Raw genomic sequence first — 21,563 nt, 5'->3', positions numbered from 1 at the left:
AAAATAGGAAATGGAAAACCGAAACACAGGGAAGGTTGATCGAATATCAAAACAAATATATGGGCACAGAACTAAAGAGAGATTTGTTGTTTGTGTGGATTGTCATTTAAACAGTAAACAAAACGCCACAGCATAAACAAAATCAAAAAGCAAACGATAAAGTAGCGAAATAGTTTTATTTTTACTTTTTGAAAACGATACCGATCATGAGAACAATAAAAAAGGTGGTAGTAGGCTTCTTGTTGGGGGGACTATTTACTGCAGCTCAAGCCCAAGATTTTAACCAATATTTCGAGAATAAAACCCTGAGATTGGATTATATTTTTGGAGGAAATGTCGATCAGCAGTATATCTTGTTAGATGAATTAGTCCGCTACCCAACTTGGGCAGGGAGAACTCATCACCTAAGTGAAAATCCACTTAGAGGAAATGGACAAGTGCGCCTATATGACCAAGCAACGAATCAGCTGATCTATAGCACGAGTTTTAGTACGCTATTTCAAGAGTGGCTATCAACAGAAGAGGCAGTAACGACGACGAAGAGTTTTGAAAATGTTTTTTTAGTTCCGTTTCCAAAGCAACAAACCAAAGTAGAAGTTGTGCTATTTGATGAAAATGGAAGAGAGAAAAGTACGTTAACCCATGTGATTCAACCCCAAGATATGTTGATTCACGACAAGGGAATAGCGGAGGTAACGCCACATGAATACCTGCATCAGGCCAAAGACAGCGACAAGGCAATTAACGTAGTATTCCTTGCAGAAGGCTATACTGTAGAACAAATGGATCAATTTATCGATGCCGCAAAAGTTTCTGTTGAGGAAATACTAAAGCATCAACCATTTGGTCAATTTAGTGATTACTTTAATTTTATTGCTGTAAAAAGCCCATCTACTGATTCTGGAGTTAGTGTACCTCGTAGTGGCGATTGGAAGACAACGGCTGTTGAATCAAATTTTGATACGTTTTATTCTGCGCGTTATTTAACGACAAATCGCCTGAAAAAAGTACATGATCTCCTTGCAGGAATTCCGTATGAACACATTATCATCCTTGCGAATACCGATGTGTATGGAGGTGGTGGAATATACAATTCCTACACTTTGACTACAACGGGACATGCGGATTTTAAACCTGTGGTTGTGCATGAGTTTGGACATAGTTTTGCGGGATTGGCAGACGAGTACTTTTACGAACAAGATGTATTGAGTGAGTTTATTTCCAATCAAACAGAACCTTGGGAGCAAAACATAACCACGTTAAAAGATTTTGATTCCAAATGGAAAAAACTGTTGAAAAAAGGGACCCCTATACCTACTCTTGTGGACCAGGCAAAGAAATACCCTATAGGTGTTTACGAAGGATTAGCAGGGAATGGAATTTACAAAGGAGCGTTAGAATGTCGTATGCGCACCAATCAATACGATAAATTCTGTGCCGTTTGTCAACAGGCAATCGAAAAGTTGATTCAGTTTTACCTTGATTAATAGTTGTATAAAGAATAGTACCATTGAAAAAAATATTATTGCTATCCGATACCCATAGCTGTATGGATGCGTCGATTTTAAAATACGTCAAGCAGGCCGATGAAGTTTGGCATGCAGGAGATATTGGAAATCTTGCAGTTACCGATGAAATAAAAAAGTACAAACCCCTGCGTGCTGTTTATGGCAATATAGACGATGCAGAAGCACGTATAGAATTTCCAGAAGAGCAACTTTTTGTTTGTGAGGGGATGAAAGTGTATATGATTCACATTGGTGGTTATCCTGGGAACTACCGCACCCAAGTAAAAAATCAATTGAGAAGAGAAAAACCGGGATTGTACATCTGCGGTCATTCCCATATATTGAAGGTACAATACGACAACGAACATGGGGTATTGCATTTAAACCCTGGTGCTGCGGGTATTAGTGGTTTTCACCAAGTGCGTACCATGTTGCGATTTGTGTTGGATCAAGGGAGTATAAAAGATTTAGAGCTGATTGAATGGCCGAAAAACAAAAAAACCGAACAAATATAATTGTTCGGTTTTTTTTACGCACTAATAAACTAAGATGTTAGGTTTATCGCAAACGATCCACAGATTTTACAAGATCTTCATCCTTCTTGATGGCTTTGTTTGCTAATACAAGCAACACGATAGAAACAATAGGGAGGAACATCCCAATACCTTTCTCAGAAACGATTTCTGTCGCTTCTCCAGATACAGTTAGTGTTCGATAAACAAATAATCCTAATAGTATAACGTTTAATATCATAGTCAGTCTGTTGCAAACAAACTGTCGTTGTCTATTTTTGTAATTCATGATGCTCACAACGGTTAACGCAGCAGATGCCCCAAAAAGGAATGTAAATGAAGGGAAAAACATAAAGTAAACTTCCTCTTGCTTTGCATTGTACCATAAAGGAAAAACAAAGGGTAATACACCTAGTGCAATAAGCACTAGAATCATATATACGGTTTGAATTCGCTGTAACATGATGATTGATTTTCTGTAACTCAGACAAAAGTAAGGTTTCTTTTTTATAAAAACCTATTAAATATTAAAAATAATTCGTATTATTGCAACAGTTATGTCGTAAGTACTTCATAATACGACACTTCTACTAACAAAAATTCCATTCTTATTTTTAAGACACAACTCATTTATTTATAATCTATAAACATTTATATGTTTGACATTTCCCAATTAGAAAAAATGAAGGTTTCTGACCTTCAGGAGATCGCGAAGAAGGCTAAGCTGACTAAGGTGTCGACTTTAAAAAAAGGAGAGTTAATTGAACGAATATTAGCGGTTCAAGCTCCAGCAGAAGTCAAGGCAAAAGCGGCCAAGCCTGTTGCGCAAAAAGAAAAACCGGTTCAAGCCGAGGCAGTGCAACCAGCTCCGGCGGCAGCTACTCCAGTCGAAAAAACAAGACGTCCAAGACTTGCTAAGCAAACAACAGAGGTGGGAATAACACCAATGGAAGGGAAACAAGAGAAGAAGACTGAATCCGCAGCACGCAAACCGATTGAAACTTCAAATGAAGACACAACGGAAGAACGCGAGGCTGTACAAACAGAATCAACTGCAGATTCCAAAGTAGAGGCAAAGAACAATCCGCGTGACAATCGCAAGGATTTTGCACAAAAGAAGAAAAACGACAATACCAAGCGCGATTTTCAAAAACGCGACTTCAAGAATAACAAAAAACAACAAGGAGAAGAACAACGTCAAGGTGTTGCTCCTGATACTGCAAAAAGCGAAACTGAATCTTCAGTTGTAAACGACCAGCCTGCTGTTGAACAAGAAAACAAAAGACAGCATCAAAATCAACAAGGCAATAGAAATCAACAGCGCAATCAAAATCAATCCAACAACAATAACGCTCAACAAAAAAATAATTTCAGAGAACCTGATTATGAGTTTGATGGTATTATTGAAAGTGAAGGCGTATTGGAAATGATGCCTGATGGATACGGGTTCTTGCGTTCTGCTGATTACAATTATTTGTCATCTCCTGATGATATCTATTTGTCTCAATCGCAAATTCGCCTTTTTGGTTTAAAAACAGGAGATACCGTAAAAGGAGTGGTTCGCCCTCCAAAAGAAGGAGAAAAATTCTTCCCTTTAGTACGCGTATTAAAAATTAATGGGCACGACCCTCAAAGTGTGAGAGATCGCGTTTCTTTTGAGCATTTAACCCCAATCTTCCCTACAGAGAAATTTAAATTAGACGGCGCTAGAAGTACAACTTCAACGCGTATTATGGATATGTTTGCTCCAATTGGTAAAGGACAACGTGGAATGATCGTTGCTCAGCCAAAAACGGGTAAAACCATGTTGTTGAAAGATGTAGCTAATGCAATTGCAGCGAATCACCCTGAGGTTTATTTGATCGTTTTATTGATTGATGAGCGTCCAGAAGAGGTGACAGATATGCAACGCAGTGTTCGTGCTGAAGTGATTGCTTCAACCTTTGATGAGCCAGCAGAACGCCACGTAAAAGTAGCTAATATTGTCTTAGAAAAGGCCAAGCGTTTAGTCGAATGTGGGCATGATGTAGTAATCTTACTAGACTCTATCACGCGTTTAGCTCGTGCGTATAATACGGTACAGCCTGCATCAGGAAAAGTATTGAGTGGAGGGGTAGATGCTAATGCACTACAAAAACCAAAACGCTTCTTTGGAGCGGCGCGTAATATCGAGAACGGTGGTTCCTTGAGTATTATCGCTACGGCTTTGGTGGATACGGGATCTAAAATGGATGAGGTGATTTTTGAAGAATTCAAAGGAACAGGGAATATGGAGCTTCAATTGGATAGAAAATTGGCAAACAAGCGCATTTACCCGGCTATTGATATTACCTCTTCAAGTACACGTCGCGATGATGAATTACTCGATAGAGATGCTTTACAACGCACTTGGACAGTTCGCAAAGTAATGGATGATATGAATTCTATCGAAGCCATGACATCGATTATTGACTCGATTAAAAACACAAAAAACAACGAAGAGTTTTTTGGTGAAATTCAAGGATAATTAGTGATTTTGAATATAATTGAAAAGAGGGCATTCCAAAGCGAATGTCCTCTTTTTTTATTTTTGTTGGGTGTGTTTGTTATATTGTTTATTATTTTTGCGCCTAGAGAATACGGTGAATACCCATACGATGATAAAAGTTGCTTTACTATTACTGGTCTTATTGCTCGACTACCTAGGGTATCGCTATGGTCATTCGTACCTGTCGTCACAAGGTAAAGCGAAACAAATTAGAAGCAGTGCACTTCAAAAAACATGGGCAGAAAAAAAAGCAAAACTCCAAGAAAAAACACAGCAACTCGAAAAGGAAATGAAAGAGGAAGAGGAAGATTTTGACGATTTGATCGATAAAGAAACCTTCAATTTCTTACTCATTGGCGCTGTCGCTACTGTTCTGTTTTTAGTTGTAGGGTTGTTCACGGGAAATCCCCTCTATTTTTATTTGCTTATTTTCTTGATTACCACCTTGGTTTATATCTACTACAGTAAATTGCAATAAAAGCGAAACAGTAAAAAAAGTTTACCCAAATAAGAGGCGCAGAACGCGCGGTCTTGAATGGATAAACTTTTAGGTACACGATGCAGGAGTTAAAAAACGACCTGCTCTATGTAGATGTAATGATTAGTTAGCTTATTATTGACGTGTTTCAAACACAACTTCTTCTAATACTCTGTCAGGAATGCTAGGATCAACATAGATAGGATCGAAATCGCTACTAGGATAGGGGATCATATTGATCACACTCACAGGTTCTTGTGGTGTGCCTGGATAGTTTTGTTTTAATACGTTAATTCGATTGTTGATCCAGGCCATTGTATTTCTTCCTGTTTCTTTGTGTAGCATTTGCATCATCTGTGGACCGTCACCATTGTTTCTCAGTTTTTTCCAAACAACAATTTCGTAGTCATATTGTTTGAAATATTTATAGATCTGGTCTGTACGATCGCTTTCATTTGCAAAAGTCGTTGCTCCACATCCCAATACCAGGGCAAGAGTAAAAAGTAATTTTTTCATAATTAAATATTTTTGGTTCGATTGGTTATGTTAAAATACGCTGTTTTTTTAGGTTAAAAAATAAATCTGCTAACTTTAGCATAAAGTACAGTTTTTCTGTACTTGGCGTTTAGTTCCTGTAGAAGGAGTGCTTTATACCACAAAGGGAGATGTAATACAAAAGCAAAGGAGAAAAGCAGCTCGTCTATCTTTTAGTACTCGCACGCTATGACTATGTCGACATTCGCCAAATATGGGGTAATTCAGTTGTTAGAACCTACTTCGCTCTTGGAGTATTTTGAAGAGTGAAAGTCCTTCTATCACTAAGGGATTGCGCATTCATCAAAAAAAAGATAGAAAAAACTTTCAGGCTAAGCTACTCTCAATTAATTGATTAATAAAGCAAACAAAAAAAACCTCCATTTTTTTGTTGATCTAGTTTGGTTTTACAGAATATCGTCTTATATTTGCACTCGCAATAAGCAACAAGGCCACGTGGCGCAACTGAATAGCGCATCTGATTACGGCTCAGAAGGTTGCAGGTTTGAATCCTGCCGTGGTCACAAAATAATGGCGATGTGGCGCAACTGAATAGCGCATCTGATTACGGCTCAGAAGGTTACAGGTTTGAATCCTGTCATCGTCACAACAAAGAAAACCCTACACATTTGTGTAGGGTTTTTTTTATGCAATGCTCCGATGGTGTGGATTTGCAATCCGCGCCATCGGACCAAGTCGAATGTGACTTGCAATACCCTCTTCCGTTTTCTTCCACTTTTTAGATAAAAAAGAGCTCTTTTCCATTATTTTTCGAAATAATAAAATCATAACCAGTTGAATTTAAGTGTTTTGACACAGGTGGGAAAAGTACTTGTAAAGGGTTTGTAAGGGGATAGTTAGTGTTTACAAGGGTTTTAGGCCATTTTGCCTTACAAACCCTTTACAAACCCCTTACAAACCCTTACCTATCTACCTATAGGAACCCGATCGCGTGGCAATCCGTGCGTTAGATTGAATAGATGAAGGCAGGAATGACAAATCCGTAGCATCGGAAAACCCTGCACATTTGTGTAGGTTTTTTTATGTAATTTGAGCATTTTATGTGAAATGTTTTATGTAATGACCTCAATTACCCAAAGGAACAATTACCTTTGTCGTGCAAGATTTTTATGCGACAACGAATAATTGTTTGCCTTATGATTCTCGATTACCTTCAATTTTGGTTTACTGCAAATAACGAACACGGCACACATTCGCCTTTTGTGTTTAATTTACTTACTCGTGGACTCTATCCTTCGGATCGTCGTTGGAAAGGGCAATCGCGAAAGCAGCAGTTCATTGACCGGTTGCTTGTGTACTTTGAGCCGCACTATATTGGGGTACTAGATAAACAAGCTTTGAGCACAAAGATCAACCGAGATATGGTTGTTTTTCAACGCGAATCTACGACGCCCTATGATTGTCTTATTTTCAATGGTACAACAGCGTCATCTTGGCCTAGTATAGCTACGGTTAGCTCTTTGCTACACAATGATTCGTTTTGGATCATCGATCGAAGAGGGAAGGAGGCATCCGTCGAAAAATATTGGCAAGAAGTAGTGGCATCCGAAGAAATGATTGTAACTTTAGATTTCTATTATTTCGGAGTGGCTTTCAAGCGAAAAGAACAGCTGAAACAGCATTTTACCTTGCGTTTACAACCGGACCGCATATTCCGTTTGTTGCGCGTGTAACAAAATGACGTTTTTAGACACTTATATGAAAGAAAATACGAGGATTATGTCTAAAGAATTAATTATTGATATCCAGGATATTAAGCGCGACTTCAAAATGGGATCTGAGACGGTAAAAGTCTTGAAAGGGGTAAATTTACAAATTGAAAAGGGGGATTACGTCGCTTTGATGGGGCCTTCAGGATCGGGTAAATCTACGTTGATGAACATTTTAGGTTGTTTGGATACGCCTACTTCGGGTTATTATAGTTTAAATGGCAAGGACGTCAGTCGATTAGATGATGATCAATTGGCAGAAATTCGCAACAAAGACATTGGTTTTGTTTTTCAAACCTTCAACTTGATGCCGCGTACTACGGCTTTGGACAACGTGGCTTTACCGATGATTTATGCTGGAAAATCGAAAGATGAGCGCAAGGAACGCGCTACTTCTGTTTTGCATATGGTGGGCTTAGGGGATCGCATGGATCACCACCCCAATCAACTCTCTGGTGGACAAAGACAGCGTGTAGCTGTGGCACGTGCATTAGTCAACAATCCCTCTATTATCTTAGCCGATGAACCTACGGGAAATTTAGATACGAAAACCTCTATTGAAATTATGGCGTTATTCGACGAAATTCACAGTAAAGGCAATACAGTGATTCTCGTGACCCATGAGGAAGATATCGCAGCGCACGCCCACCGCATTATTCGCTTGCGCGATGGGGTTATCGAAAGTGATCAGCGAATAAAATAGAAGAAAGTCGCGTTAGTTTACCCAAAGTATTGTATTTTGCTCGTTAGATCAAACAACTGTTAAAATGAAAATATACACCAAGACTGGCGACGGAGGGACTACGGCTTTATTCGGGGGAACACGAGTTCCTAAAGATCATATTCGAATCGAATCCTACGGTACAATAGACGAATTGAACGCTTATATTGGCTTGATTCGCGATCAGGATATTCCTGACCTAGAACAACAAGCTTTACTCGCTATTCAGCACGATCTATTTACTTTAGGAGCTATGTTGGCGACAGATCCCCAAAAAGCACGTTTAAAAAACGGCAAAGAACGCCTAAATATCCCGAAAATAACCGCTGAAACTGTCGATGCTTTAGAGCGTGAAATCGATCGTATGGAGCAAGATTTGCCTCCTATGACACATTTTATTTTACCAGGTGGTCATACAATTGTGTCATTCTGTCATATTGCGCGTTGTGTTTGTCGTAGAGCAGAACGCTTGTCAGTACAGTTAAGCCAAGAAGAAGCGGTAGAAGCAGAAATTTTGATGTATATCAACCGACTTTCTGACTATCTTTTTGTGTTGGCACGAAAGTTGACTTTTGACTTAAGTGTAGAGGAAGTAAAATGGATGCCTGAAAAACAGGGGTAAACCCACTGAATTCCGCGATTTTTTGTTGTGAAAAAAGCAAGACGTTCTTTAAACTTAGTGAAATACTATGAAAAAAGCTTGCTTATTTCATAATAAAATTTATTTTTGCAATAAAATTTAAAAAAGGTTAAGAGATGTATTGGACATTAGAATTGGCATCTTATTTAAGTGATGCTCCATGGCCTGCGACTAAAGATGAGTTGATAGATTACGCTATTAGAACAGGTGCGCCCCTTGAAGTAGTTGAAAACTTACAATCCATCGAAGATGAAGGAGAAATCTATGAATCTATGGAAGAAATATGGCCAGACTATCCTACAGACGAAGATTATCTTTGGAACGAGGATGAGTATTAATATAGAAAAAAGCCTTCTACAAGGCTTTTTTTTGTTTATTTTAGCAAGTGAAAAAAGAGTAAAAAACATATAAACCTATGAGTCTTATAAATACCATATTAAAGGTTTTTGTCGGCGATAAATCGGAAAGAGATATCAAGGAAATAAAGCCTCTAATTGAAAAAATTAAAACGTATGAATCGTCTTTATCTGCTTTGTCAAATGACGAATTAAGAGCAAAGACAATCTATTTCAAAGAGAAGATTCAACAATCTAGAGCCGATCAAGATGCGAAAATAGCTTCGTACAAAGAAGAAATCGAGAAGACTCAAGATATCGATAAAAGAGAAGCTATTTACGCAAGTATTGATAGCTTAGAAAAAGAAGCGTATGACAATACTGAAAAAGTATTGATGGATATTTTGCCTGAGGCATTTGCTGTGGTAAAAGAAACTGCAAAGCGTTTCAAAGAAAACGATACGGTAGAGGTTACAGCTTCTGAAAAAGATATGGAGTTTGCTGATCACAAACCGTATGTGACCATTGTTGACGGAAAAGCCCAATGGGCCAATAAGTGGTCTGCAGCTGGTAAAGAAGTAACTTGGGATATGATTCACTACGATGTTCAGTTAATCGGAGGTATCGTATTACACCAAGGGAAAATTGCCGAGATGCAAACAGGGGAAGGGAAAACATTAGTTGCTACCTTGCCTTTATACTTGAATGCATTGACAGGAAATGGTGTACACTTAGTAACTGTGAATGATTACCTTGCCAAAAGGGATAGCCAGTGGAAAGCACCTTTATTCGAATTCCACGGAATGACCGTAGACTGTATTGACAATCACCAACCAAACTCTCCAGGTAGAAGAGCTGCTTACGCTGCGGATATTACTTACGGAACAAATAACGAATTTGGTTTCGATTATTTGAGAGACAATATGGCTCATACGCCAGAAGAATTGGTGCAACGTGTCCACAACTATGCTATCGTCGATGAGGTCGATTCAGTATTAGTCGATGATGCTAGAACGCCATTGATTATCTCGGGTCCTGTTCCACAAGGGGATCGCCATGAGTTTAACGAGCTAAAACCAAAAGTGTCAAACCTCGTTGAGATTCAACGAAAATTGGCGAATAACTTCTTGGCAGACGCCAAAAAATTAATCCGCGAAGGAAATACAAAAGAAGGTGGTTTCTTATTGCTAAGAGCTTACAGAAGTTTACCAAAAAATAAAGCCCTTATTAAATTCTTAAGTGAAGAAGGGGTGAAGCAATTGCTTCAAAAAACGGAAAATCACTATATGCAAGACAACAATAGAGAAATGCATAAAGTGGATGAGGCGTTGTACTTCGTAATTGAAGAGAAAAACAATCAAGTGCAATTAACGGATAACGGGATCAAGTTTTTATCGCAAGATACAGACGAGAACTTCTTCGTTTTACCGGATATTGGAACAGAAGTAGCTCGTATTGAGAGCCAAAACTTATCAAGAGAAGATGAGGCTATTGCCAAAGAGCGATTGTTTCAAGATTTTGGTGTGAAAAGCGAGCGTATTCACACGTTAAATCAGTTGTTGAAAGCCTATACTGTATTTGAAAAAGATACGGAATACGTGGTTATTGACAACAAAATTTTAATCGTTGACGAGCAAACAGGTCGTATTATGGATGGACGTCGTTATTCAGACGGATTACACCAAGCGATTGAGGCAAAAGAAAACGTAAAAATCGAAGCAGCTACACAAACCTTTGCTACGATTACCCTACAGAACTACTTCCGCATGTACAAAAAATTGGGAGGGATGACTGGTACGGCGATTACAGAAGCAGGAGAGTTCTTGCAAATCTACAAATTGGACGTAGTTGAAATTCCAACCAACAGAGGAATTGCGCGCAAGGATAAAGAAGATAAAATTTACCGTTCAGTGCGTGAGAAATACAAAGCCGTTATTGACGATGTTGTAGAACTATCACAAGCAGGACGTCCGGTATTAATCGGTACTACATCGGTGGAGATTTCGGAATTGTTGAGTAGATCGTTAAAAATGCGCGGTATTCAACACAACGTATTAAACGCGAAACTACACAAACAAGAGGCTCAAATTGTTGAAGAAGCAGGAAAACCAGGTATTGTGACTATTGCAACAAATATGGCAGGTCGTGGTACGGATATTAAGCTTTCTCAAGAGGTGAAAGACAAAGGAGGATTAGCCATCATTGGTACAGAACGCCACGATTCAAGACGTGTTGACCGTCAGTTAAGAGGTCGTGCAGGACGTCAAGGAGATCCAGGAAGTTCTCAGTTCTACGTGTCTTTAGAAGACAATCTTATGCGATTATTCGGTTCAGAGCGTGTAGCGAAGATCATGGATAGATTAGGGTTGGAAGACGGAGAAGTGATCCAACACTCGATGATGACTAAGTCTATCGAAAGAGCACAGAAAAAAGTAGAGGAGAACAACTTTGGTATTCGTAAACGCCTATTAGAATATGATGACGTAATGAATGCACAACGTGAAGTAATTTACAAACGTAGAAAACACGCGTTGTTCGGAGATCGTCTGAAGGTAGATATCGCAAATATGATGTACGATTTATGTGAGCGTATCAGCGAAAGCAACAAATTGGCGAATGACTTCAAGAACTTGGATATGGATATGATCCGAAATTTTGGAATCAACGACGTAGTAACAGAGGATCAATTCAACAAAGACGACGTAGTAACACTTGCAAATCGTTTATACGAGAAAGCATTTGCTGCTTATCGCGAAAAATGTCAGCGCAGTGCAGCGGAAGCATTCAAAGTAATCAAAAATGTTTACGAGAATCAAGACAATAATTTCGAGCGCATTGTTGTGCCATTTACAGATGGTATGAAAACCATGAACGTAGTGACAAACTTAGAAACTGCCTACCAAACAGAAGGTATGAGTTTGATCGACGACTTTGAAAAGAATGTTGTATTGTCAATTTTAGATGAGGCGTGGAAGAAACACCTTAGAAAAATGGACGAATTAAAACAGTCTGTTCAATTAGCTGTTCACGAACAAAAAGATCCTTTGTTGATCTATAAGTTCGAGGCATTCGAATTGTTTAAGAAAACAATAGCTGAAATGGATGCAGAAGTAACTTCATTCTTGACAAAAGCGGATTTACCCGTTCAACCCGTACAAGAAGTAAACGCATAATTTTAGTTTATTCAATACAGCAAAGGGCTCTTGACACAAGAGCCCTTTTTTTATGGTAATAGGATGTTAAGACTTGCTATCCTGTGTCCAAACGCTGAATAAATTTGTATTTTTATAGAACAAATAAAAACTAGATCACTATGGCTATTTTTAGTAAACCATTTACTACAAAACACGGTACAGCACCATTCTCACAGATAAAAATTACGGATTATAAACCAGCATTTGATCAAGCAATTGCCCAATCAAAAGCGGATGTTGATGCGATTACTTCGAACCCAGCACCGGCTACTTTTGCCAATACAATAGAAGCTTTAGCTTTTTCGGGTATGGAACTCGATCGCTTGGCGAGTATTTTTTTCAATTTAAATTCGGCAGAAACCAACGATGAAATGCAACAGATTGCTCAAGAAGTAGCGCCTTTGCTTTCGGAATTGGGAAATGATATTTTGTTGAATGAAGCCCTATTTTTACGTGTTAAGAAGGTATATGATCAAATGGATCAAGTAAACTTGACAACGGAACAACAGACGCTGTTGACAAAAAACTACAAAAACTTTGTGCGCAACGGCGCTTTACTTTCTGATGAACAAAAGAATAGAGTTAGAGCAATTGATGCTGAATTGGCAACGACTGCACTAAAATTCGGTGAAAATGTATTGGCTGAAACCCATAATTATCAACTGCACCTGACCAATGAGGAAGATTTAAAAGGCTTGCCAGAGGGTGCTATTGAAGAGGCAGAGGCTTTGGCAAAACAAGAAGGTAAAGAAGGGTGGATCTTTACGTTGGATTACCCAAGTTACCTTCCCTTTATGACCTATGCACATAATAGAGCATTGCGCAAGGAATTGGCTATTGCTGCGGGAGCAAAAGCGTTTAAAGCTAACGAATACAACAATGAGGGGCATGTTTTAAAAATTGCTCAATTGAGACACGAACGTGCCAACATCTTAGGCTATGCTACACATGCAGATTTTGTGTTGGAAGAACGCATGGCAGAATCACCTGCCAAAGTAAATACCTTTTTAAACGATTTACTACAAAAAGCAAAACCAGCAGCTGCTAGTGAATTCGAAACATTAACTGCTTTTGCTAAAAAGCTTGACGGCATTGATCAATTGCAAAAATGGGACGGTAGTTACTATGCAGAAAAACTAAAACAAGAGCGCTTTAATTTAGATGATGAGGTGTTAAAACCATACTTCCAATTAGAACATGTGTTAGATGGGGCTTTTCAAGTAGCGGCTAAATTGTTCGGATTGCAGTTTACTGAAGTGTTTGATATTGACAAATACCACCAAGAAGTGCGTACGTTTGAGGTATGGGATGAAAAAGGAGAATTTGTCGCTGTCTTTTATACGGATTTCTTTCCGCGCAAAGGAAAGCGAAATGGCGCATGGATGACGTCCTTCAAAAATCAGTACATTTTGAATGGGGTTAATGAGCGTCCACATGTATCTATTGTTTGTAACTTCACCAAACCAACAGCTACAAAGCCCTCTTTGCTGACGTTTAACGAAGTTACTACTTTGTTTCACGAGTTTGGACATGCTTTGCACGGAATGTTGGCTAATACGACCTATCCTGCCTTATCAGGGACGAATGTGTATTGGGACTTTGTCGAGCTGCCAAGTCAGATTTTAGAAAATTGGTGTTACGAGAAAGAAACCTTGGAATTATTTGCCAAGCACTATCAAACAGGTGAAGTAATTCCGATGGAATATATCAATAAAATTAAAGAAAGTGCTTCCTTTTTAGAAGGGATGGCCACAGTACGTCAGTTGAGTTTTGGTCTTTTAGATATGGGGTGGCATGGACAAGATCCAACGAAGATTACCAATTTAAAGGCTTTTGAGTTGGAGCAATTTAAGGAAACGCAACAATACCCAGATGTAGCTGAAAACGCGATGAGTACTTCTTTTTCACATATTTTTCAAGGAGGATATTCTTCAGGATACTACAGCTATAAATGGGCGGAAGTTTTAGATGCGGATGCATTTGCTTATTTTCAAACAAAAGGTATTTTCAACAAGGAGGTAGCTAAAGCGTTTAAAGATGCTATTTTATCTCAAGGAGGTACAGATCATCCTATGACGTTGTACAAAAAATTTAGAGGACAAGAACCGACGCCTGAAGCATTATTGCGAAGAGCAGGGTTACTAGCATAGCATAAAATGAAAAAGAGTTCCAATTTAATTTGGAACTCTTTTTTTTCACACTTAACAACATCACTTTTCTTTTTTCAACTTATCTTCTCATCCACTAGGGAATTTACTTTTACTTTTGGAGGCCAATTAAAATACTCAAAATTTAACTAGCAGATTATCTTTTTAGGTTAAAAGGTTAATTCAAATATAGTTAAAAACTAATATATTAACAAATAAAAAAAAGAAAAAATCATCTATTTTGAATTGAATCTTTTTTTTGTTGAGGAATTAATATAAAAATGAGGGGAAAATATAGGATTATCAAAAAAAACAAGCCTCTGAATAAATATATGCATCAATAGTAGCGGGTAATTGTTTCGCTTTTTCGAGTTCTTCTTGTAGAAAAAGCATCGATTCTTCTTGATTTTCCGCAGGATTGTTTTTTAAATCCATTATTTCTTCCTGTAAATGCGTTATATTTTTATTTTTAATATCCTTTAACGTTTGTTCGGCTGCTTGTACCATTGTGTTAAAAGTTAATCCATGCACTTTTTTACAATAGGCAGCATGCCATTTGTCGAAATCGATATCATCATCTTCTGTATACAAGTCTATGGTTTCGGCTACTTGATTTGAAAGGATCTGAATGGCTTTTTGCAAGCGCAATTGATCTGCTTCATTTAGCATGTTCAATAAGGTTTCTTCAGAACTAGCATAAAGCGCTGGGGAAGTACCTATTAATTTAAAATCCTCTTGTTCTGCTGTTGTAGGCTGCTCTTCTTCAGCTGTGCTAGATACAGCTACCTGATGTTGGGATGATGCGGCTGTTTCCTTCTCTGTGCTATTTTGTGAACAGCTCAAAAGACTTAGTGTGAACAACCCTAAAATTAAACGAATTCCACCTTGTTTAGCGATTATTTGACGCATATATTTTATTTACAAAAGTAAAATAATTCACATATTGAGAAAATAGTTCAATAAAAAAAGGTATTGCTGAACAACACCTTTTTTTGTAATTAATTCCAAGTTCCAAACTTCCCAGTATTAAAATCGTCAAATGCTTGTAGTAATTCTTCTTGTGTGTTCATTACGAAAGGGCCATAGTGAGCAATCGGTTCTTTGATTGGAAGCCCTGATAAGACTAATACAACAGCATCTTCGGTTACTTCTATGGTAAACTCTTCCCCATCGTGTGCCATCACGGCAACGTGATCTTGAAGCACAGCTCGGCCATTGACGTTAATTGTACCTTCTAAGACGAACAACAAGGTGTTGTATTCCATAGGGAAGTCATAAGAAACCAATGCGCCTGTTTTGGCTTTTAGGTTAGACATATGAATAGGGGTGAAAGTGGAGGCAGGACCTTTAGCTCCTTTGTATTCTCCAGCAATTACTTCAACAAATCCCAAGTCGTGCTCCAATGGATATTGTGACATCTGTGCTTGTTCGATGGCTTGGTATTTCGGTGCTCCTTTTTTAGCTTCTGCGGGAAGGTTCACCCATAGTTGTACCATTTGAAATTCACCGCCTGTTTTACTCCACGTTGTTTCGTGAAACTCTTTGTGCAAAACTCCAGAAGCTGCAGTCATCCATTGTACATCGCCTTCGCCAATAATTCCTCCTCCTCCGCTACTGTCTCCGTGCTCTACTCTCCCTTTATAAGCAATAGTTACCGTTTCAAATCCTTTGTGTGGATGTACGCCTACCCCGCGTGGTATTTCACTGGGTCCAAAGTGGTATTTGGAGTTGTAGTCGAACATGATAAAAGGGTCCATGCGTTGCATACTCATGCCTGGAATACCAGGGATAAAATTGTGTACTCTGAAACCATCTCCTACAAAATGTGCAGGTCTTGGTGCTGCGATTTGTTCAATATTTTTTGTTTTCATATCCTTTTTATTTATACTCAAAGATACTTTGCCTACAGCGAAATACACTTAATCTAAAATAAGAAAGGTGAGTGGTGAATGGTGAGTGGTGAGTGGTGAGTGGTGAGTGAACACCGAGCAACGAACAACGAGCAACGAGCAACGAACAACGAGCAAAGAGCAAAGAGCAAAGAGCAAAGAGCAAAGAGCAACGAACAAAGAGCAACGAACAAACCTAGCAAAAAAAAGAAGAACTGCTTATCACAGCAGTTCTTCTTTATATTGAAAATTTAACGTTCACTTATTTCCTATCACGTATAATTATCGCCTATTTACTAGACCCTAGGTGTCGGATTGCTTCGCGAACCATTTTAAACAGTTCAGAGGAGTAAACAAAATCGACAACATCTTCATTGTCTGTTTGTATAATTTCTTTGTTTGTTCCTGACCAAGCTAATACGCCATTTTTTAGGAAGACGATGTGTTCTCCGATTTCCAATACGGAGTTCATGTCGTGGGTGTTAATTACAGTAGTGATATCGTATTCATGGGTAATTTCTTGAATAAGGTTGTCAATGACAATTGCCGTTTTAGGGTCAAGTCCAGAGTTGGGTTCATCGCAAAACAAATACTTAGGATTATTTACAATGGCACGCGCAATGGCTACCCTTTTCTGCATTCCTCCAGATATTTCAGAAGGTTTCTTTTTGTTGGCATTAATTAGCTTTACGCGATCAATTACTTCATTGACGCGATGCATGATTTCCTTGTCGCTTTTATTGGTGAACATGCGCATGGGAAAAGCGATATTTTCTTCTACTGTCATCGAGTCAAAAAGCGCACTCCCTTGAAATACCATTCCAATTTCGGTACGCAGATCGCGACGTTGATTTTTATTCATTTCGGCATAATCCCTTCCGTCAAATAGGATTTGTCCATTGTCATGGGCGTGAATACCTAAAAGAGTTTTTAGGAATACGGTTTTTCCAGAACCACTTTGGCCTATAATTAGGTTTGTTTTTCCTGTTTCAAATGTGGTTGTAATTCCCTTCAACACCTTTGAACCATTAAAAGACTTTTCTATGTTTGTTACTTCAATCATCTTGCTAATTACTTAAAAGGAGAGAGGTTAATATATAGTTGGTTAGGATAATAGCCACACTAGTCCAAACGAAGGCAGTAGTACTGGCTTTTCCTACTTCAAGTGCACCGCCTTTCATGTAGTACCCAAAGAAAGAGGGAATTGTTGCAAGTAAGAAACCAAAAAGCGTTGTTTTGATAAAGGCATACGTAATGTGAAAAGGAATAAACGTATCTTGTAGTCCTATGATAAATTGTTCAGAAGTTACAAAATTACCCATTACTCCTCCAAACCAACCGCCTAGAATACCTAAAAACATACTAATTCCAATAACGAATGGATAGAGTAAAACAGCTACCATTTTAGGGAATACAAGATAGTTTAGCGAGCTAACTCCCATTACTTCCAAGGCGTCAATTTGTTCAGTTACACGCATTGTACCAATACTAGAGGTGATAAAAGAGCCCATTTTTCCTGCCATAATGATGGAGATAAATGTAGGGGCAAATTCTAATATAACAGATTGCCTAGTGGCGAATCCAATCAGGTATTTTGGAATTAAAGGATTAGTTAAGTTTAAAGCGGTTTGAATCGCAACAACACCACCAACGAAAAAAGATAAAAAGCACACAATACCCAAAGAACCTATGATTAAATCGTCTATTTCTTTGAAGATTAGCTCCTTCATTACTTTCCATTTGGTCATTTTGCTGAAAATTTCTTTCAGCATAATAAAGTATTGACCAATATTTGTTAATCCAGTTTTTATCATAAAAAATAAATATCGGCTAAATTACCAATTACAAATGATTTTTTAGGTTTATAAATCTAAAAAAGTACTAAAACAGCTTGGACTTTATTTTGGTCCATCGGTATTGGCGAATAAATTTGCCTTGTTTTTGGTTGACTAAAAATGGCATTTTCTTTGCTTTTGCTATAAAATAGCCTCGGATATAATCGAGGCAGAGCAGGGGTTTCTTTTTTCTCATCGCTAGTTTTAGACTGGCGATGAGGGTTAGGGTTAATCCGTAGTGTAAGCGGTAGAAAGCTTCTCCTTGTTTATAACGTGCTGTTTTGTCGTATTGGGCGCCGGTGGGTTTTAAGTGTTTGATTTGTAGGTCTTGGCGTACGCAAATTTCCCACTGGTAATAGCGACAGAGCAATTCATCTACGGTATCCCATCCCATAGCAGGTTGGAGTCCGCCGATTTGCTCAAAGCACGCTTTTCGATACGCTTTAAATGCTCCGCGGATGTGATCTTTATCGGTAAGATTTTCGACAATCCACTGCTTGTCTTTTTCGATTAAAGCCACACCACCAGCCATTCCTAATTGTTTATTTTGCTGAAATTCGACAGCGATTGCTTCAAAATAATGTTGCGGCAGTATTAAATCAGCGTCTAGTTTTACTATAAAATCATAGGTAAGAGTCTCGGGAAGTTGCGTCAACCCATAGTTGAAGGCTTGAATTACTTTACTCCCAGGCAAGTGTATGGCTTGAGAGGTTTTGGTACACAGGTGTAACCACGGATATTGTTGAGTCAGTTGGGCTACAAGGGCTGCCGTTTGATCCGTAGAACCGTCGTTTATCACCAATGCCCATGTTGGAAGAAGCGTTTGTGCAGCTAAACTCTGCAAGGTTTTTTCGATATAATTTGCTTCATTATAAGCGGGAATAAGTACGATATACTTCATGGAATTATACATTTACAGGCACAATATCGAAGGAAAAACGATCATCCTCGAACCAAACACACAAAAATATAAAAAAATGTAGTTGTGCATCGAATAGCCAGTATATTTGTAGATTAGAATCAAAGAAACACATATCATGGGTAATGGTATTTCAACCAAGCAAGCTTTTTTATTTACGCTAATTAATTATTTAGGGGTATTGATAGGCGTTGTTTCAACGGTTTTAATCTATCCCCAAGACAAAGAAATGCTGGGAATTATTCGATTTGTCGATGCCTGTGCCCAGATTATGTATCCCATTATTGTATTGGGAAGTACCCATGCATTAATTAATTTTTACCCTCAGTTGACAGAAAAATTACAGCATAAACTCTTCAGTTACAGCCTTGTTTCTTTAGCGAAATTGACGGGTTGGGTGGGACTTTCCCTGGTTGTGCTTTACTTTTTCTACAAAGATTCCTCCTTTACATACGTGGCATTTGCCTTTCCATTGGCGATTGCTATGGCGTATATTGAGCTGTTTCGCAGGCAAGCTACAAATCTGCAGAAAATTTCCTTTCCTACTTTTTTTGAGAAAATAATTCCCAAAATAGCACTTCCTACAATTTTTATCCTTGCGATTTACACCTCGATGACCATTGATCAAGGGTTGGTGTGGTATATTGTTAGTTATGTGGTTATTACTGCGGTAATCGGAGGCTATATTTACAAACTGTATCCCTATGCGATTCACAAGAACTACGATGATTTGTTTGATCAAGTCAAGAAGAAGCAGTACTATGCCTATAGTTTGTTTGCCTTTGCAGGGAGTTTTGGATCTTTTTTTGCCTTTCGCGTAGACTCGTTGATGATTCCATCCTTTATTTCTTATGAAGCCAACGGAACGTATAATATTGGTGTTACACTTGCCTCAACATTAGCAATTCCAGCAACAGGTGTGTTTGCCTTATATGCACCAGTGATTTCGGATCTTATCAAACAAGGCCAGCTTAAAAAACTCAATGAAAAGTATAAAGAAGTGGCTCGGGTGATGTTTTTTATCGGAATGTTGTTGTTTTCTTGTGTAGCTGTAGGAATCGAATCATTGTTTCGATTGTTGCCCACTTATGATAAACTAGCTCCCTCAATTCCCATCATCTATTTATTGGGGATAAATGGGGTTCTGAATATGTCTACGGGATTTAATTCGGAAATTATCTCCTATTCCAAATACTATCGCTTTAATCTGATTGCGATTCTCCTGTTAATGGTGTTGAATGTTGGAATGAATCTTTGGTTCTTAACCCAGACGAGTTACGGAATCTTTGGTGTTGGTTTGGCATCGCTCATCTCGCTCACCTTGTTTAACTTAGGGAAGATGTTCTTTATTTACATCAAGATGAGACTTTGGCCGTTTGACTGGCAGTTTGCCAAACTATTCGCAAGCATGATCTTGATGCTAGGCGTAGGGTTTTACCTTCCTGAAATGGGGACCAATTACTTGTTAACGCTAGTTTTTCGCGTTGGATTTATCTTGATTTTTGGGGGAGTACTCATCTTTAGAACTAGCTGGTTGGTCTTGGTTCAACAGCGCTTGCTCGCTGTGATCAAGCACTATTGGTCTTAACTTTCCGGTATTTCTTTTTTCTTGATTTTAGTCAGAAGTAAGATTGTAAAGATAATACAGCTGCTGCCCAACCAATCCAGCCATTCAAACTCAACGCCAAAGTAAAACACGGCGATTAAGGTTGCGGATAAAGGCTCGGCACAAGCGAGTAAACTTGCGCGTTGGGGACCGATGTTATTGATGGCATCTAAGAAGATATAGAAGGAAATTAAGGTGCCAAATAAGATGATGAAACCAACGGCCCAAAAGGTTTCCATATCCCAAATACCTGGAGATTGCATTGGAGGATAAACAAGGGCTATGCCTGTTCCAGCAAGTAACATACTCCAACCAATAATGACAATGGGACTGTATTCTTTCAATAAATGCACCGGTAAAACAGTATAAGCCGCCAAGGCAATAGCAGAAATAATTCCCCAAACTAATGCAGTAGGGGTAATGGTCAAGCTGTTTATATCCCCATGGGTAACGAGTAAGAAGGTACCTAACATCGCCAGACCAATGGCAAGTATTTCAATGGGTTTTGGCCATTTTTTTAGACGGATTGCCAAGTATATTGCAATAAAAACAGGACCGATATATTGAAGCACTGTTGCTGTTGCTGCATTGGAGTGAAAAATGGTAATAAAGTAGGAGTATTGAACCATTAACATCCCGAAGAAACTGAAGACGACAAGCTGAACGGCGTATTTTTTATTTTTCCAAAGATGCCAAACGTCTTTATCGCCTTTTATAATTCCCAGTGCGAGCATAATCGATCCAGAAATTAATAGGCGAACGGTAACTAACCATTCGGCATTGAAATTTTTCTCATTGAATAAGAACTGAGCAAATGCTCCTGAAACACCCCAAAGGGCAGCAGCAAAAATAGCCGCTGAAAAACCTAGAAACTTGTTGTTTAGTCCCATAATAGGCAATACAGATTGTTAAAACTACTAAAACCGCTTAGCCTGTGATAGAGTCACCTAGGGCTAAGCGGGTGCAAAGGTACGTATTTCACTGGAGA

At 38.6% G+C, this 21,563-nt stretch carries 20 protein-coding genes and 2 tRNA genes; 13 read left to right on the top strand and 9 right to left on the bottom strand.

The genetic code is table 11. The annotated features are described in order from the left end of the window. The first annotated feature begins 206 nt into the window (after positions 1 to 206). Both HX062_RS06700 and HX062_RS06695 read left to right on the top strand, forming a co-directional pair. Entirely contained in the window at positions 207 to 1,487 is a 1,281-nt protein-coding gene (locus tag HX062_RS06700; RefSeq protein ID WP_286466870.1) for a M64 family metallopeptidase, read from the top strand. Positions 1,488 to 1,510: 23 nt separating this feature from the next. Then, positions 1,511 to 2,023, top strand: coding sequence for a metallophosphoesterase family protein (locus HX062_RS06695; protein WP_182627456.1), 513 nt, complete (start codon positions 1,511 to 1,513; stop codon positions 2,021 to 2,023). Between the two features lie 43 nt (positions 2,024 to 2,066). On the opposite strand, the gene HX062_RS06690 is transcribed toward HX062_RS06695, so the two are convergent. Beyond that, positions 2,067 to 2,483: a DUF4293 domain-containing protein gene (locus HX062_RS06690; RefSeq protein ID WP_182627459.1), complete on the bottom strand. Its 417-nt coding sequence runs from the start codon at positions 2,481 to 2,483 to the stop codon at positions 2,067 to 2,069. 192 nt (positions 2,484 to 2,675) lie between these two features. Between HX062_RS06690 and rho the strand changes: the two genes are divergently transcribed. After that, positions 2,676 to 4,526 carry a transcription termination factor Rho gene (gene rho / locus HX062_RS06685; protein ID WP_286466869.1) on the top strand — a complete coding sequence of 617 codons (1,851 nt, stop codon included), beginning with the start codon at positions 2,676 to 2,678 and terminating at the stop codon, positions 4,524 to 4,526. Positions 4,527 to 4,656: 130 nt separating this feature from the next. Next, positions 4,657 to 5,025 (top strand): hypothetical protein, encoded by a 369-nt coding sequence (locus tag HX062_RS06680; protein WP_286466868.1) that lies wholly within the window; start codon positions 4,657 to 4,659, stop codon positions 5,023 to 5,025. Positions 5,026 to 5,160: 135 nt separating this feature from the next. On the opposite strand, the gene HX062_RS06675 is transcribed toward HX062_RS06680, so the two are convergent. Continuing rightward, a complete protein-coding gene (locus HX062_RS06675) occupies positions 5,161 to 5,541 on the bottom strand; it encodes a hypothetical protein (RefSeq protein WP_286466867.1) in 381 nt (126 codons plus the stop codon). A 468-nt stretch (positions 5,542 to 6,009) separates the two neighbouring features. Between HX062_RS06675 and HX062_RS06670 the strand changes: the two genes are divergently transcribed. Both HX062_RS06670 and HX062_RS06665 read left to right on the top strand, forming a co-directional pair. Further along, positions 6,010 to 6,083 (top strand) — tRNA-Arg (locus HX062_RS06670). 9 nt (positions 6,084 to 6,092) lie between these two features. Further along, a tRNA-Arg gene (locus tag HX062_RS06665) sits at positions 6,093 to 6,166 on the top strand. A 38-nt stretch (positions 6,167 to 6,204) separates the two neighbouring features. Here HX062_RS06665 and HX062_RS06660 read toward each other — a convergent pair. Further along, positions 6,205 to 6,348, bottom strand: coding sequence for a hypothetical protein (locus tag HX062_RS06660; protein WP_286466866.1), 144 nt, complete (start codon positions 6,346 to 6,348; stop codon positions 6,205 to 6,207). A 368-nt stretch (positions 6,349 to 6,716) separates the two neighbouring features. Here HX062_RS06660 and HX062_RS06655 point away from each other — a divergent pair, with 368 nt between their 5' ends. The 6 genes from HX062_RS06655 (at position 6,717) to HX062_RS06630 (ending at position 14,329) form a co-directional block, all read left to right on the top strand. Then, positions 6,717 to 7,253, top strand: a complete 537-nt coding sequence (locus tag HX062_RS06655; protein WP_286466865.1) for a hypothetical protein — start codon at positions 6,717 to 6,719, stop codon at positions 7,251 to 7,253. A gap of 46 nt (positions 7,254 to 7,299) precedes the next feature. Then, positions 7,300 to 7,992 (top strand): ABC transporter ATP-binding protein, encoded by a 693-nt coding sequence (locus HX062_RS06650; RefSeq protein ID WP_220497673.1) that lies wholly within the window; start codon positions 7,300 to 7,302, stop codon positions 7,990 to 7,992. A gap of 64 nt (positions 7,993 to 8,056) precedes the next feature. Beyond that, positions 8,057 to 8,632 (top strand): cob(I)yrinic acid a,c-diamide adenosyltransferase, encoded by a 576-nt coding sequence (locus tag HX062_RS06645; RefSeq protein ID WP_182627147.1) that lies wholly within the window; start codon positions 8,057 to 8,059, stop codon positions 8,630 to 8,632. 134 nt (positions 8,633 to 8,766) lie between these two features. Beyond that, entirely contained in the window at positions 8,767 to 8,988 is a 222-nt protein-coding gene (locus HX062_RS06640) for a DUF2795 domain-containing protein (RefSeq protein WP_002986941.1), read from the top strand. A 77-nt stretch (positions 8,989 to 9,065) separates the two neighbouring features. Continuing rightward, positions 9,066 to 12,158 (top strand): preprotein translocase subunit SecA, encoded by a 3,093-nt coding sequence (secA, locus tag HX062_RS06635; protein WP_182627145.1) that lies wholly within the window; start codon positions 9,066 to 9,068, stop codon positions 12,156 to 12,158. A gap of 140 nt (positions 12,159 to 12,298) precedes the next feature. Beyond that, the gene (locus HX062_RS06630; RefSeq protein ID WP_286466864.1) at positions 12,299 to 14,329 is read left to right on the top strand and encodes a M3 family metallopeptidase; all 2,031 of its coding nucleotides are present in this window, start codon (positions 12,299 to 12,301) and stop codon (positions 14,327 to 14,329) included. 300 nt (positions 14,330 to 14,629) lie between these two features. On the opposite strand, the gene HX062_RS06625 is transcribed toward HX062_RS06630, so the two are convergent. From HX062_RS06625 to HX062_RS06605, 5 genes are all read right to left on the bottom strand, one after another. Next, complete coding sequence (locus HX062_RS06625; protein ID WP_286466863.1) at positions 14,630 to 15,235, bottom strand: hypothetical protein; 606 nt, start codon at positions 15,233 to 15,235, stop codon at positions 14,630 to 14,632. An 89-nt stretch (positions 15,236 to 15,324) separates the two neighbouring features. After that, positions 15,325 to 16,197, bottom strand: a complete 873-nt coding sequence (locus HX062_RS06620) for a pirin family protein (protein ID WP_286466862.1) — start codon at positions 16,195 to 16,197, stop codon at positions 15,325 to 15,327. 307 nt (positions 16,198 to 16,504) lie between these two features. Next, a complete protein-coding gene (locus HX062_RS06615; RefSeq protein WP_182627136.1) occupies positions 16,505 to 17,278 on the bottom strand; it encodes an ABC transporter ATP-binding protein in 774 nt (257 codons plus the stop codon). A 4-nt stretch (positions 17,279 to 17,282) separates the two neighbouring features. Then, the gene (locus tag HX062_RS06610; protein WP_182627134.1) at positions 17,283 to 18,029 is read right to left on the bottom strand and encodes an MlaE family ABC transporter permease; all 747 of its coding nucleotides are present in this window, start codon (positions 18,027 to 18,029) and stop codon (positions 17,283 to 17,285) included. A 67-nt stretch (positions 18,030 to 18,096) separates the two neighbouring features. After that, a complete protein-coding gene (locus HX062_RS06605) occupies positions 18,097 to 18,951 on the bottom strand; it encodes a glycosyltransferase family 2 protein (RefSeq protein ID WP_286466861.1) in 855 nt (284 codons plus the stop codon). Between the two features lie 136 nt (positions 18,952 to 19,087). On the opposite strand from HX062_RS06605, the gene HX062_RS06600 reads away from it, so the two are divergent. Continuing rightward, positions 19,088 to 20,557: a lipopolysaccharide biosynthesis protein gene (locus tag HX062_RS06600; RefSeq protein ID WP_182627130.1), complete on the top strand. Its 1,470-nt coding sequence runs from the start codon at positions 19,088 to 19,090 to the stop codon at positions 20,555 to 20,557. Here HX062_RS06600 and HX062_RS06595 read toward each other — a convergent pair. Next, the gene (locus HX062_RS06595; RefSeq protein WP_286466860.1) at positions 20,554 to 21,465 is read right to left on the bottom strand and encodes a DMT family transporter; all 912 of its coding nucleotides are present in this window, start codon (positions 21,463 to 21,465) and stop codon (positions 20,554 to 20,556) included. The genes HX062_RS06600 and HX062_RS06595 overlap by 4 nt on opposite strands. Between the last annotated feature and the right edge of the window lie 98 nt (positions 21,466 to 21,563).

It is taken from the genome of Myroides sp. DF42-4-2 (assembly GCF_030326445.1).
Classification (GTDB): Bacteria; Bacteroidota; Bacteroidia; order Flavobacteriales; family Flavobacteriaceae; genus Flavobacterium.
Note: the sequence above shows the minus strand (reverse complement) of the source record. Positions and strands in the feature narration are given on the sequence as shown.

What these genes read in the sequence shown, in the direction of transcription:
- HX062_RS06700 (WP_286466870.1), top strand. Translation starts at nt 207, where the DNA reads ATGAGAACAATAAAAAAGGTGGTAGTAGGCTTCTTGTTGGGGGGACTA.
- HX062_RS06690 (WP_182627459.1), bottom strand. Translation starts at nt 2,483, where the DNA reads ATGTTACAGCGAATTCAAACCGTATATATGATTCTAGTGCTTATTGCA.
- rho (WP_286466869.1), top strand. Translation starts at nt 2,676, where the DNA reads ATGTTTGACATTTCCCAATTAGAAAAAATGAAGGTTTCTGACCTTCAG.
- HX062_RS06680 (WP_286466868.1), top strand. Translation starts at nt 4,657, where the DNA reads ATGATAAAAGTTGCTTTACTATTACTGGTCTTATTGCTCGACTACCTA.
- HX062_RS06675 (WP_286466867.1), bottom strand. Translation starts at nt 5,541, where the DNA reads ATGAAAAAATTACTTTTTACTCTTGCCCTGGTATTGGGATGTGGAGCA.
- HX062_RS06660 (WP_286466866.1), bottom strand. Translation starts at nt 6,348, where the DNA reads ATGATTTTATTATTTCGAAAAATAATGGAAAAGAGCTCTTTTTTATCT.
- HX062_RS06655 (WP_286466865.1), top strand. Translation starts at nt 6,717, where the DNA reads ATGATTCTCGATTACCTTCAATTTTGGTTTACTGCAAATAACGAACAC.
- HX062_RS06650 (WP_220497673.1), top strand. Translation starts at nt 7,300, where the DNA reads ATGTCTAAAGAATTAATTATTGATATCCAGGATATTAAGCGCGACTTC.
- HX062_RS06645 (WP_182627147.1), top strand. Translation starts at nt 8,057, where the DNA reads ATGAAAATATACACCAAGACTGGCGACGGAGGGACTACGGCTTTATTC.
- HX062_RS06640 (WP_002986941.1), top strand. Translation starts at nt 8,767, where the DNA reads ATGTATTGGACATTAGAATTGGCATCTTATTTAAGTGATGCTCCATGG.
- secA (WP_182627145.1), top strand. Translation starts at nt 9,066, where the DNA reads ATGAGTCTTATAAATACCATATTAAAGGTTTTTGTCGGCGATAAATCG.
- HX062_RS06630 (WP_286466864.1), top strand. Translation starts at nt 12,299, where the DNA reads ATGGCTATTTTTAGTAAACCATTTACTACAAAACACGGTACAGCACCA.
- HX062_RS06625 (WP_286466863.1), bottom strand. Translation starts at nt 15,235, where the DNA reads ATGCGTCAAATAATCGCTAAACAAGGTGGAATTCGTTTAATTTTAGGG.
- HX062_RS06620 (WP_286466862.1), bottom strand. Translation starts at nt 16,197, where the DNA reads ATGAAAACAAAAAATATTGAACAAATCGCAGCACCAAGACCTGCACAT.
- HX062_RS06615 (WP_182627136.1), bottom strand. Translation starts at nt 17,278, where the DNA reads ATGATTGAAGTAACAAACATAGAAAAGTCTTTTAATGGTTCAAAGGTG.
- HX062_RS06610 (WP_182627134.1), bottom strand. Translation starts at nt 18,029, where the DNA reads ATGATAAAAACTGGATTAACAAATATTGGTCAATACTTTATTATGCTG.
- HX062_RS06605 (WP_286466861.1), bottom strand. Translation starts at nt 18,951, where the DNA reads ATGAAGTATATCGTACTTATTCCCGCTTATAATGAAGCAAATTATATC.
- HX062_RS06600 (WP_182627130.1), top strand. Translation starts at nt 19,088, where the DNA reads ATGGGTAATGGTATTTCAACCAAGCAAGCTTTTTTATTTACGCTAATT.
- HX062_RS06595 (WP_286466860.1), bottom strand. Translation starts at nt 21,465, where the DNA reads ATGGGACTAAACAACAAGTTTCTAGGTTTTTCAGCGGCTATTTTTGCT.